The 12,239-nt window shown below is 69.8% G+C and carries 9 protein-coding genes; 7 read left to right on the top strand and 2 right to left on the bottom strand.

The annotated features are described in order from the left end of the window. Positions 1-26: 26 nt before the first annotated feature. The gene (locus IEY89_RS16450) at positions 27-1,016 is read left to right on the top strand and encodes an ATP-binding protein (RefSeq protein WP_189148133.1); all 990 of its coding nucleotides are present in this window, start codon (positions 27-29) and stop codon (positions 1,014-1,016) included. A gap of 145 nt (positions 1,017-1,161) precedes the next feature. On the opposite strand, the gene IEY89_RS16445 is transcribed toward IEY89_RS16450, so the two are convergent. Continuing rightward, a complete protein-coding gene (locus IEY89_RS16445; protein WP_189148132.1) occupies positions 1,162-2,439 on the bottom strand; it encodes a polysaccharide deacetylase family protein in 1,278 nt (425 codons plus the stop codon). Positions 2,440-2,744: 305 nt separating this feature from the next. Here IEY89_RS16445 and IEY89_RS16440 point away from each other — a divergent pair, with 305 nt between their 5' ends. The 6 genes from IEY89_RS16440 (at position 2,745) to IEY89_RS40660 (ending at position 10,950) form a co-directional block, all read left to right on the top strand. Continuing rightward, on the top strand, positions 2,745-5,216 hold the full coding sequence (locus IEY89_RS16440) for a bifunctional SulP family inorganic anion transporter/carbonic anhydrase (RefSeq protein WP_189148131.1): 2,472 nt from the start codon (positions 2,745-2,747) through the stop codon (positions 5,214-5,216). Positions 5,217-5,411: 195 nt separating this feature from the next. Further along, entirely contained in the window at positions 5,412-7,409 is a 1,998-nt protein-coding gene (gene acs, locus IEY89_RS16435) for an acetate--CoA ligase (protein ID WP_189148130.1), read from the top strand. A gap of 200 nt (positions 7,410-7,609) precedes the next feature. Continuing rightward, on the top strand, positions 7,610-9,061 hold the full coding sequence (gene nhaA, locus IEY89_RS16430) for a Na+/H+ antiporter NhaA (protein WP_189148129.1): 1,452 nt from the start codon (positions 7,610-7,612) through the stop codon (positions 9,059-9,061). Between the two features lie 97 nt (positions 9,062-9,158). Continuing rightward, positions 9,159-9,635 (top strand): phage holin family protein, encoded by a 477-nt coding sequence (locus IEY89_RS16425; protein ID WP_189148128.1) that lies wholly within the window; start codon positions 9,159-9,161, stop codon positions 9,633-9,635. Further along, a complete protein-coding gene (locus IEY89_RS16420) occupies positions 9,632-10,612 on the top strand; it encodes an alpha/beta fold hydrolase (RefSeq protein ID WP_189148127.1) in 981 nt (326 codons plus the stop codon). Before IEY89_RS16425 ends, IEY89_RS16420 begins: the two co-directional genes overlap by 4 nt. A 158-nt stretch (positions 10,613-10,770) precedes the next feature. Next, a complete protein-coding gene (locus tag IEY89_RS40660; protein ID WP_229695258.1) occupies positions 10,771-10,950 on the top strand; it encodes a hypothetical protein in 180 nt (59 codons plus the stop codon). Positions 10,951-11,026: 76 nt separating this feature from the next. Here the strand turns inward: IEY89_RS40660 and IEY89_RS16415 are convergent, their stop codons facing one another. Further along, positions 11,027-12,226: a MarP family serine protease gene (locus IEY89_RS16415; protein WP_189148126.1), complete on the bottom strand. Its 1,200-nt coding sequence runs from the start codon at positions 12,224-12,226 to the stop codon at positions 11,027-11,029. Positions 12,227-12,239 lie beyond the last annotated feature (13 nt).

Genomic DNA, 12,239 nt, shown 5'->3' with positions numbered 1-12,239 from the left:
CAGTCTCCCCACTACCGTTAGTGAACATGAAAATTGCTTTCGTCGGGAAGGGCGGCAGCGGCAAGACCACGCTGTCCTCCCTGTTCGTTCGCCACCTCGCCGCGTCCGGGGCGCCGGTCCTCGCCATCGACGCCGACATCAACCAGCATCTGGGCGCCGCGCTCGGCCTCCACGACGCCGAGGCCGCCGCGATGCCCGCGATGGGCGAGCGGATGGAGCTCATCAAGGAGTACCTCCGCGGCACGAACCCGCGCATCGCCTGCGCCGACGCGATGATCAAAACGACGCCGCCCGGCGCGGGCTCGCGCCTGCTGCGGATCCAGGAGACCAATCCGGTGTACGACGCCTGCGCGCGGCCGGTGGAACTCGACGGCGGCGCCGTCCGTTTGATGGTCACCGGCCCGTTCACCGAAGCCGATCTCGGAGTGGCCTGCTACCACTCCAAGACGGGCGCGGTGGAGCTGTGCCTGAACCATCTCGTCGACGGCCCGAGCGAGTATGTCGTCGTCGACATGACCGCGGGCTCCGACTCCTTCGCGTCCGGTCTGTTCACCCGCTTCGACATCACGTTCCTCGTCGCCGAACCGACCCGGAAGGGAGTCTCCGTCTATCGCCAGTACAAGGAGTACGCCCAGGACTTCGGGGTCGTCCTGAAGGTCGTCGGCAACAAGGTGCAGGGCCAGGACGACCTCGACTTCCTCCGCGCCGAAGTCGGGGACGACCTCCTGGAAACGGTCGGGCACTCGGACTGGGTGCGCGCCCTGGAGAAGGGCCGGTCCTCCCGGTTCGAGCTCCTGGAGGACGCCAACCGCCGTTCCCTGCGCCGGTTGCACAAGGCCGTCGACGCCACGTACGAGCTGCGCGACCGGGAGCGCTACACGCACCAGATGGTCCACTTCCACCTGAAGAACGCCCACTCCTGGGCCAACGCCCGCACCGGGGTCGACCTGGCGGCCCAGGTCGACCCCGGCTTCGTCCTGGGCGAGCAGCTGGCGGCAACTACGGCGCCCCGATAGGGGCGCCCCGAACGGGCGCGGGGCTGGATCTGATCTGCGGCTCCGCCGCGTGGGCGCGACCAGCCCCCACCGACCCGCACCCGACGAACCGCCCGAACGACCCGCACGACCCGCACGACCCGCACGACCCGCACCCAGCGGAGCGTTACCGCTTGGCCGCCGGGGCCCCGGGCACTCCCTTGGGTGCCGGGACCGGCCGCCCCGCCAGGAAGGTCTTCCAGCCCTCCTTCGGGGCCTCGCCGACTCCCAGGGTCCGCAACTTCGCCAGCGTCTGCGGATCCTGGGCGTCCAGCCAGTCGGCGAGCTGCCGGAAGGAGACGCACCGGACGTCGGCCTTCGTGCAGACGCGTTCGATGACCTCCTCGACGGCACGCATGTAGACGCCGCCGTTCCAGGACTCGAAGTGGTTGCCGATGACCAGCGGCGCCCGGTTGCCGTCGTGGGCGCGTTCGAAGCCCTTGAGCAGACCGTCGCGGAACTGGTCGCCCCAGTGCTCGTGCCGGCCCTCGTCGCCCGTACGCGCACCGGACTGGTTCATGTAGAAGTTGTAGTCCATGGTCAGCGTCTCGAAGCTGCGGCCGGGGACCGGGACGAGTTGCAGGGAGAGGTCCCACAGGCCCTGCTTCTTCGCGGGCCAGAGCTGGTCGTTGACGCCGCTCGTGTCGTAGCGGAAGCCCAGTTCGCGGGCCGCGCTCATGAAGTTCTTCTGCCCTTCCAGGCAGGGTGTGCGGGCGCCGACGAGTTCCTTCTCGTAGTCGAAGGGCAGCGGGGACGCCTTCTTCATGCCCGTGGTGGTCTTCCAGGACTTCACAAAACGTTTCGCCTGGGCGATCTCATCCTTCCAGTCCTCCACCGACCACTCGCCGACGCCACCTCCGCTGCCACAGAAGTGACCGTTGAAGTGGGTACCGATCTCGCTGCCCTCCAGCCAGGCGAGCCGCAGCTGCTGCACGGTGTCGGCGATGCCCTGCTCGTCGTTGAAGCCGATGTCGGAGCGGCCCGGTGAGTGCTGGGGCGGCCGGTAGAGGTCGCGCTTGGCCTCCGGGAGCAGGTACACACCGCTCAGGAAGTACGTCATCGTCGCCTTGTTGGCCTTGGCCACCTTGCGGAAGTGGGAGAACAACCGCTGGCCGTCCTCGCCCGCGCCGTCCCAGGAGAAGACGACGAACTGGGGCGGCTTCTGGCCGGGCTCGAGGCGCTCGGGCCTGGGCTGGTAGGGCTGGGCTCCGGTGTACGCGGTGGAACCGTCGCCGATCAGCCGGACCGCGCTCTTGGGTGCCGGGGCCGGCGCCGCCTTCCTCGCTCCGTGCGTGCCTTCCTTCGCACCGGAGGAGCCGGTGGTTCCCGCCCCGCAGCCGGCGAGTGACGCGGCACAGGCCGCGACGGCCACGACGCCCGCGGCGATCCTCTTGGTGACGGCCATGTCCGCCCACCTCTTCCTTCGTTCGGGCCAGCGCTTTCGGGCGCGGCGCCGTCAAGGTGGCACGAGGACCAGGAATGAATTAGTACGACAAGCCGATCAAAAGTTCAGTTCACCCTCCGGAGTGATTTATTAACCCATTTGCCCCGAAATTACATAGACGCCCTTTACTGTGCATTACGATCCAATTACCGAGCGTTGAAGGTCCCGCCACTGCACGCCGTGACCCACGGCCGCGACCCGACCCCCCGCCATCGACGGGGGACCACCTGTTCCGCGACCGCGCCGCCCCGGAGGAGACGGGAAACATGTCTGCCTGCGTCCCCACTCGCGCCCCCGAACCGACTCGGACGAAGCGCATGCACCAGCCCCACGACCCCCCACCACCACCGACCCCGCCCCGCCGCTTCCGCATCGCGGGCGCCGACGTGTCGGCCTCCATCGCGGTCTTCCTGATCGCCCTGCCCCTCTCCCTGGGCATCGCCCTCGCCACCGGCGCCCCGCTCCAGGCCGGCCTGGTCGCCGCCGCCGTGGGCGGACTCGTCGCCGGACGGCTCGGCGGCTCCCCGCTCCAGGTGAGCGGCCCCGCCGCCGGGCTCACCGTCGTCACCGCCGAACTCATTCAGCGGTACGGATGGCGTACGACCTGTGCCATCACCGTCCTCGCCGGGTTCGCCCAACTCGGCCTCGGCTGCCTGCGCGTGGCCCGCACGGCGCTCGCCGTCAGCCCCGCAGTCGTCCACGGCATGCTCGCCGGGATCGGCGTGACCATCGCCGTCGCCCAGCTGCACATCGTCCTCGGGGGTACGCCGGAGAGTTCCGTCCTCAACAACCTCCGCGCCCTGCCCGCCCAGTTGGCCGACCTGCACCCCGTCGCCGTGTCGATGAGCGGGCTGACCCTGACCCTGTTGCTGCTCTGGCCACGGCTTCCCGGCCGGCTGGGGGGCGTGCTGCGCAAGGTTCCGGCCGCGCTGGTCGCGGTCAGCGGCGCCACACTCACCGCCGCGCTCGCCGGGCTGAGCCTGCCCAAGGTCGACCTGCCGTCCTGGCGCAGCCACGCGCTGGCCGGACTGCCCGAAGGGCCCGTGCTCGGCGTCGTCGCCGCCGTGCTCGCCACCACGCTGGTGTGCAGCGTCCAGTCACTGCTCGGCGCCGTCGCCGTGGACAAACTGGTGTCCTCCCGGCCGGAGCTGATGACCGGAGAGTCAGGCCGGCCGGAAACCGCGGCCCGCGTCGGCCGCTCCGACCTGGACCGTGAGCTGCTCGGCCAGGGCGCCGCCAACGTCGTGTCCGGGGTACTCGGCGGACTGCCGGTCGCGGGTGTGGCCGTGCGGAGTTCGGCGAATGTGCAAGCCGGTGCCGTGAGCCGGAACTCCACGATGCTGCACGGCGTTTTCGTAGTGGTCGCCGCGCTGCTGATGGTTCCGATCCTGGAGCTGATCCCGCTCGCCTCACTCGCCGCCCTGGTGATGGCCGTCGGCATCCAGATGGTGTCCCTGCACCACATTCGCACGGTGACCCGCCACCGCGAGGTCCTGGTCTACGCGGTGACGACCGTGGGCGTCGTCGTCTTCGGCGTCCTCGAAGGAGTGACGCTGGGCGTCGCGGTCGCCGTGACCGTCGCCCTGAACCGCCTCGCCCGCACCCGGATCACCCACGAAGAGAGAGACGACGAAAGAGGAGGGGGAGTCCATTACGTACACATCCGAGGACAGTTGACGTTCCTCGCGGTGCCCCGGCTCAGCCGGACCCTGCACCTCGTACCCCGAGGGGCCGCCGTCGTCGTGGAGTTGGACGGGTCGTTCATGGACCATGCGGCGTACGAAACACTGCAGCACTGGCAGAACACGCACACCGCACAGGGCGGCACCGTCGAGGTGACCGGCCGGTCGGGGACACGGATCGCCGAGCCCGCCAACGCCTCCGAGTGCCGCTGCCGGCCCTGGACACCCTGGCGCAACCACCAGTGCGATGGCCCGGAGTCCGGACCGGGGCGCGGGGAGACGGCGGACGGATCAGGCGGAGCGGGCGGAGCGGGCGGTCCCATCGGTACCCCGGGCTCGCCCGGCCCGGCGGACTCCGCGGGATCGTCCGGCGCCGTCGAGCCGAGCGGGCATCAACTGGCGCGCGGTATCAGCGCGTTCCAGCGGAACACCGCGCCGCTGGTGCGTGGTGAGCTGGCCAGGCTGGCGCGTGAGGGGCAGCAGCCCTCGCAGCTGTTCCTGACGTGCGCCGACTCGCGCCTCGTCACGTCGATGATCACCTCCAGTGGTCCCGGCGACCTGTTCGTCGTACGGAACGTCGGCAACCTGGTGCCGCTGCCCGGCAAGGAGAGCGGGGACGACTCGGTGGCCGCGGCGATCGAGTACGCGGTGGACGTGCTGAAGGTGCGGTCCATCACGGTGTGCGGGCACTCCGGGTGCGGAGCCATGCAGGCGCTGCTGGACATGGAGCCCGACGGGGCGCGGACGCCGCTCAGGCGGTGGCTGCGGCACGGGCTGCCGAGCCTGGAGCGGATGGCCGCGACGGACCGGCCCTGGGCCCGGCTCGCCGGACGGGCGCCCGCCGACGCGGTCGAACAGCTCGGCCTGACCAATGTGGTCCAGCAGTTGGAGCACCTGAGGACGCACGAGTCGGTGGCGCGGGCGCTGCGGGAGGGTGCGCTCGATCTGCACGGGATGTATTTCCATGTGGGTGAGGCGCAGGCGTATCTGCTGACCGGGACGGTGGGCGGGGACGAAGTCTTCGATCATGTGCGGGCGGCCGGGCTGTCCGCCTGAGCAAGGCCGAAGGAGTTCAAGGGAGCCCGAACAGGGTGGACGGGTGAACCGGGCGACCGTCGTGTACGTGACCTTGGTTGTCCCCCTCACGAAGAGGCGCGCCGACGGGACGGACCGGCCTGGAGATCTCCGGATCTAAAGGTCTAAACCAATTTTCCGTCGGCCCTTGTCAGCTGGCCCCCGGTCTGATGAGCTGTGGCCTGGGACACAACGGACACCCTGGGAAAGGGAGATGTCGTGAGCAACGAAAGCCTGGCCAACCTGCTCAAGGAAGAGCGCAGGTTCGCGCCACCCGCCGATCTGGCCGCAGCTGCCAACGTCACGGCGGAGGCGTACGAACAGGCCAAGGCTGACCGGCTCGGCTTCTGGGCCGCGCAGGCCCGCCGACTGACCTGGGCCACCGAGCCGACCGAGACGCTGGACTGGTCGAACCCGCCGTTCGCCAAGTGGTTCAAGGACGGCAGCCTCAACGTCGCGTACAACTGCGTCGACCGGCACGTCGAGGCCGGGAACGGCGACCGGGTAGCCATCCACTTCGAGGGGGAGCCCGGCGACAGCCGGGCGATCACCTACGCCGAGCTCAAGGACGAGGTCTCCAAGGCCGCCAACGCCCTGCTGGAGCTGGGAGTCGAGAAGGGCGACCGGGTCGCCGTCTACATGCCGATGATCCCGGAGACGGCGATCGCGATGCTCGCCTGCGCCCGTATCGGTGCCGCGCACAGTGTCGTCTTCGGCGGGTTCTCCGCGGACGCGCTCGCCACCCGCATCCAGGACGCCGACGCCAAGATCGTCATCACCACGGACGGCGGCTACCGGCGCGGCAAGCCGTCCGCGCTCAAGCCCGCCGTCGACGCGGCCGTCGAGCGCGTCGACAACGTGGAGCACGTGCTCGTCGTCCGCCGTACCGGGCAGGACGTCGAGTGGCACGAGGGCCGGGACGTGTGGTGGCACGAGGTCGTCGAGCGGCAGAGCGCCGAGCACACACCCGAGGCGTTCGAGGCCGAGCAGCCGCTGTTCATCCTCTACACCTCGGGGACGACGGGTAAGCCCAAGGGCATCCTGCACACCTCCGGCGGCTACCTCACCCAGGCCGCCTACACCCACCACGCCGTCTTCGACCTCAAGCCGGAGACCGACGTCTACTGGTGCACGGCCGACGTCGGCTGGGTCACCGGGCACTCGTACATCGTGTACGGGCCGCTGGCCAACGGCGCGACCCAGGTGATGTACGAGGGGACGCCGGACACCCCCCACCAGGGACGCTTCTGGGAGATCGTCCAGAAGTACGGGGTGACGATCCTCTACACGGCGCCGACCGCGATCCGTACGTTCATGAAGTGGGGCGACGACATCCCCGCCAAGTTCGACCTCTCCTCCCTCCGGGTGCTGGGGTCGGTGGGCGAGCCGATCAACCCCGAGGCGTGGATCTGGTACCGCAAGCACATCGGCGGCGACGTGACGCCCATCGTCGACACCTGGTGGCAGACCGAGACCGGCGCCATGATGATCTCCCCTCTGCCCGGGGTGACCGAGACCAAGCCGGGGTCCGCGCAGCGGGCGCTGCCCGGGATCTCGGCGACCGTCGTCGACGACGAGGCACGCGAAGTGCCCGACGGGGGCGGCGGCTACCTGGTGCTGACCGAGCCGTGGCCGTCCATGCTGCGCACCATCTGGGGCGACGACCAGCGGTTCCTCGACACCTACTGGTCCCGGTTCGAGGGCAAGTACTTCGCGGGTGACGGCGCCAAGAAGGACGACGACGGCGACATCTGGCTGCTCGGCCGCGTGGACGACGTCATGCTCGTCTCCGGGCACAACATCTCGACGACGGAGGTCGAGTCGGCGCTGGTGTCCCACCCGTCGGTCGCCGAGGCCGCCGTCGTGGGTGCCGCCGACGAGACCACCGGGCAGGCCATCGTCGCCTTCGTCATCCTGCGCGGCACCGCCTCCGAGACCGACACGCTCGTCGCCGAACTGCGCAACCACGTCGGTGACGTCCTCGGCCCGATCGCCAAGCCCAAGCGCATCCTGCCGGTCGCGGAGCTCCCCAAGACGCGCTCCGGAAAGATCATGCGCCGCCTGCTGCGTGACGTCGCCGAGAACCGGGAGCTGGGGGACGTGACCACCCTTACCGACTCCACCGTCATGGACCTCATCCAGACGAAGCTGCCCGCGGCGGGCAGCGAGGACTAGAAGAGGACCGGAGACCGACAAGAGACGGCAGGACATCGACTAGAGGGACTGGAGGGTTCCTCCGGACGACACAACCCGCGCACCTTGAGTAGGCTGGGGATCGCGTCAACAACGCGACAGGATCCGCGAGGATCGACAAGGTGCGCCGGGAAGTCTGGTCGGCAGGCGTTTTGTGCTGCCCACCGACCGGAGGAATCCCCGTGGCCACCCCCCGCACCGCCAGCCGCAAGCTCCTCGGCCGGCTGTCTCTGCCCGAGCGGACGTACGTCGCGGACGCCCTGCGGACCGAGACCGTCGGCGGGGTGCTGCTGCTCGTCGCCGCGATCGCCGCGCTGATCTGGGCGAACACTCCGATCAGGGACAGCTACGAGGCGGTCCTCGACTTCCACGTCGGGCCCGCCGCCCTCGGGCTCGACCTCTCCCTCCAACACTGGGCCGCCGACGGGCTGCTGGCCGTCTTCTTCTTCGTCGCCGGCATCGAACTCAAGCGCGAACTCGTCGCCGGTGATCTGCGCGACCCCAGGGCAGCCGCGCTGCCCGTCGTCGCCGCCCTGTGCGGAATGGCCGTACCGGCGCTCGTCTACACGCTCACCAACGTCACCGGCGGCGGTTCGCTCGCCGGCTGGGCCGTGCCCACGGCCACCGACATCGCCTTCGCGCTCGCCGTGCTCGCCGTCATCGGCACGTCCCTGCCGAACGCCCTGCGCGCGTTCCTGCTCACACTCGCCGTCGTCGACGACCTCTTCGCCATCCTGATCATCGCTGTCTTCTTCACCGACGGCCTGAACTTCGCCGCGCTCGGCGGCGCGGTCGTCGGACTCGCCGTCTTCTGGCTGCTGCTGCGCAAGGGCGTACGCGGGTGGTACGTGTACGTTCCGCTCGCGCTCGTCATCTGGGGGCTGATGTACAACAGCGGCATCCACGCCACCATCGCCGGTGTCTCGATGGGCCTGATGCTGCGGTGCACGACCCGGACCGAGGAGGGGGAGAAGCGTTCGCCCGGCGAGTACGTCGAGCATCTGGTGCGGCCCCTGTCGGCCGGGCTCGCCGTGCCGTTGTTCGCCCTGTTCAGCGCGGGTGTCTCGGTGTCCGGCGGGGTGCTGGGGGATGTCTTCACGGAGCCCGAGACGCTCGGGGTCGTGCTCGGGCTCGTCGTCGGGAAGACCCTCGGGATCTTCGGTGGGACCTGGCTGACTGCACGTTTCACCCGCGCCTCCCTCAGCGACGATCTCGCCTGGGCCGACGTCTTCGCCGTCGCCTCGCTCGCCGGGATCGGGTTCACCGTCTCGCTGCTGATCGGTGAACTCGCGTTCGATGGCGACCCCGCGCTCACCGACGGGGTCAAGGCCGCGGTACTGGCCGGCTCCCTCATCGCCGCGCTGACCGCGACCGTGCTGCTGAAGGTACGGAACGCCAGGTACCGCAGGCTGTGGGAGGCGGAGGAGCGGGACGACGACCTCGACGGCATCCCCGACGTCTACGAGGAGCACGATCCGGCGTACCACCTGCGCATGGCCGACATCTACGAGGGGAAGGCGGCAGAACACCGGCGCATCGCCGGGCTCAAGGCCGCCGAGTTGGAGGCCGCCGAGCGGGACCGGCTTGCCGAAGTGGTGGGCGGGGCGGGCGACGAGGGTGACGGTCCGGCATGATCTGACACGTAGACGTCAGACACGTGGTCAGGTACGGACACCGAGCACGTACGTTCAGACATCCGAGCAAGACGACCAAGACAACAGGGAGATCTCGATGAGCGCACCCGACGGCAGCCCGGTCGGCGCCGAACGCAGCATCGGCCAGTTGTTCGCCTCGGCGACGACCGAGATGTCCGCGCTGGTGCACGACGAGATCGCGCTGGCGAAAGCACAGCTCAAGCAGGACGTGAAGCGCGGCGCGACGAGCGGCGGCGCGTTCACGGTGGCCGCCGCCGTACTGCTGTTCTCCCTGCCGATGCTCAACTTCGCACTGGCGTACGCCATTCGGACCTGGAGCGACTGGAACCTCGCGGTCTGCTTCCTGCTGTCGTTCGCCGCGAACGTCCTCCTCGCCGTGCTCCTGGTGCTGGTCGGCGTCGTCTTCGCGAAGAAGGCCAAGCGGAGCAAGGGCCCGCAGAAGGTGGCCGCGTCCATGAAGGAGACGGCGGGCGTTCTCCAGAATGCCAAGCCGCACCCCCGGCCCGCCCCGGTAAGTGACGCGGTCGAGGTTGTGGCACGCTCGTCCTCATGACGGACCCCGCCACACCCTCGGCGCACCCCGCATCCACCCAGCCCTCATCGTCGCACCCCGCCTCGGCCGTACGGCTCGGCCTTCCCGGCGGGCGCGAGGTGATCCACCGGGATGTCGCCGCGAACGGCGCCCGGTTCCACATCGCCGAAGTGGGCGACGGGCCACTGGTCATGCTCGTACACGGGTTCCCGCAGTTCTGGTGGACGTGGCGGCACCAGCTGACCGCCCTCGCGGACGCGGGATTCCGGGCCGTCGCCATGGACCTGCGGGGCGTGGGCGGCAGCGACCGTACTCCCCGGGGTTACGACCCCGCCAACCTCGCCCTCGACATCACGGGCGTCGTCCGGTCCCTGGGCGAGCCCGATGCCGCGCTGGTCGGCCACGACCTGGGCGGATACCTGGCGTGGACGGCCGCGGTGATGCGCCCCAAGCTGGTACGGCGGCTCGTGGTCGCCTCGATGCCCCACCCCCGGCGCTGGCGCTCGGCGATGCTCTCCGACGTCAAGCAGACGGCCGCCGGGTCCTACATCTGGGGGTTCCAGCGGCCCTGGTTCCCCGAGCGGCAGCTCATCGCGGACGACGGGGCGCTCGTAGGGCGGCTGATCCGGGACTGGTCGGGGCCGCGGCTGCCCGACGACGAGGCGGTGGAGACGTACCGCAGGGCCATGTGCATCCCGTCCACCGCGCACTGCGCGATCGAGCCGTACCGCTGGATGGTCCGCTCGATGGCCCGTCCGGACGGCATCCAGTTCAACCGGCGCATGAAGCGGCCGGTGCGGGTGCCGACGCTCCATCTGCACGGCTCACTCGATCCGGTACTGCGCACACGCAGCGCGGCCGGCTCCGGGGAGTACGTCGAAGCGCCGTACCGCTGGCGCCTGTTCGACGGGCTGGGACACTTCCCGCACGAGGAGGACCCCGCGGCTTTCTCCTCCGAGCTGATCAACTGGCTCAAGGATCCCGAACCGGACCGGTGAGGCGACGGGACCGGTGACGGCGTGCCGGCGCGCCCAGCACCCGAGAACGGGCCAGGACGGGAACAGCTGTACTACGAACAGCCAATTGCCCGGCGCATACGCCAATTGGGGGCCCATGGGGCGGTTATCGACCTTGGGGCAGGGGCAGACGTCGGGGTATGGGCTGGACGCACGACTACAGTGACGCAGCACGCAATCGCCGCTCGGGCCACGGTCTGAGCTCCCACCAAGGAGGTTCCCCGCACCTCGCGGGGACCGATCTGAAGGTGGGAATCCCGCGCATCCTGCGCCGTCGAGCCCGCTGGGTCTCGATGCGCCTGCGCCACCCCCGTCCCTGAACCCCGTACGGGACTCGCCGTACGGGAGTCGTCCGTACGGGACTCGTCCGTAGGGGATCCGCCCGGAGAGGGCCGCTCAGAGCGCGCAGCTGTCGCTGTCCACCTGCTGGCTGGCGGTGCGCCCCCGGGCGATGTCCTCCTGGATCTCGTCCGCCGTGAGCGCGTAACCGGTGTCCGAGTCGTCGCGGGACTTCGCGAAGATCACGCCGTACACCTTGCCGTCGGGCGTGAGCAGCGGGCCTCCCGAGTTGCCCTGACGGACGGTCGCGAACAGGGAGTAGACATCGCGGCGGACCGTGCCGCGGTGGTAGATGTCCGGGCCGCTGGCCGTGATGCGACCTCGCACGCGCGCGGGACGGACGTCGTACGAGCCGTTCTCCGGGAAGCCGGCGACGATCGCGCTCTTCCCGCTGCTCGCGTCCGCGGTCGTGAACTCCAGCACGGGCGCGCGCAGATCGGGTACGTCGAGTACGGCGATGTCGCGCTCCCAGTCGTAGAGGACGATCGTCGCGTCGTACTTCCTGCCCTCGCCGCCTATCTGGACGGTGGGCTCGTCGACGCCCCCGACCACGTGCGCGTTGGTCATCACGCGCCGCTGGCCGAAGACGAAGCCGGTGCCCTCCAGGACCTTGCCGCAGCTCTGGGCGGTGCCTACGACCTTGACGATGGACCGCTGGGCGTTCACGGCGACCGCGCTGTTGGCGAGCGCGGGGTCGGGCGGATCGACGTCCTTGATGGGCTCCTCGGAGAACGGGCTGAAGACCTGGGGGAAGCCGTTCTGCGCGAGGACCGAGGTGAAGTCCTTGAACCAGGTGTCCGCGTCCGAGGGCAGCACCTCCTGCACCCCTGCCAGCACCTTGGAGCCGCGGACCTCCTTGCCCACCGTGGGCATCGTGGTCTGCGCGAGGGCGGCGCCGATCAGCCAGGCGACCAGGAGCATCGCGACCACGTTGACGAGGGCCCCGCCGGTCGCGTCGAGGGCACGGGCCGGCGACCAGGTGATGAACCGGCGCAGTTTGTTGCCGAGGTGAGTGGTCAGGGCCTGGCCGACGGAGGCGCAGACGATCACGATGACGACCGCGGCGACGGCGGCGGTCGTGCTCACCTCGGCCTCGTCGGTCACGCCGTCCCAGACGACGGGCAGCAGATAGACGGCGACGAGCCCACCGCCCAGGAAGCCGATCACCGACAGGATGCCGACGACGAACCCCTGTCGGTAGCCCACGATCGCGAACCACACGGCGGCGACCAGCAACAAGATGTCCAGCACGTTCACAAGGGCCACCCTG

Source organism: Streptomyces lacrimifluminis, assembly GCF_014646095.1.
Classification (GTDB): Bacteria; Actinomycetota; Actinomycetes; order Streptomycetales; family Streptomycetaceae; genus Streptomyces; species Streptomyces lacrimifluminis.
Note: the sequence above shows the minus strand (reverse complement) of the source record. Positions and strands in the feature narration are given on the sequence as shown.

What these genes read in the sequence shown, in the direction of transcription:
- IEY89_RS16450 (WP_189148133.1), top strand. Translation starts at nt 27, where the DNA reads ATGAAAATTGCTTTCGTCGGGAAGGGCGGCAGCGGCAAGACCACGCTG.
- IEY89_RS16445 (WP_189148132.1), bottom strand. Translation starts at nt 2,439, where the DNA reads ATGGCCGTCACCAAGAGGATCGCCGCGGGCGTCGTGGCCGTCGCGGCC.
- IEY89_RS16420 (WP_189148127.1), top strand. Translation starts at nt 9,632, where the DNA reads ATGACGGACCCCGCCACACCCTCGGCGCACCCCGCATCCACCCAGCCC.
- IEY89_RS40660 (WP_229695258.1), top strand. Translation starts at nt 10,771, where the DNA reads ATGGGCTGGACGCACGACTACAGTGACGCAGCACGCAATCGCCGCTCG.
- IEY89_RS16425 (WP_189148128.1), top strand. Translation starts at nt 9,159, where the DNA reads ATGAGCGCACCCGACGGCAGCCCGGTCGGCGCCGAACGCAGCATCGGC.
- IEY89_RS16440 (WP_189148131.1), top strand. Translation starts at nt 2,745, where the DNA reads ATGTCTGCCTGCGTCCCCACTCGCGCCCCCGAACCGACTCGGACGAAG.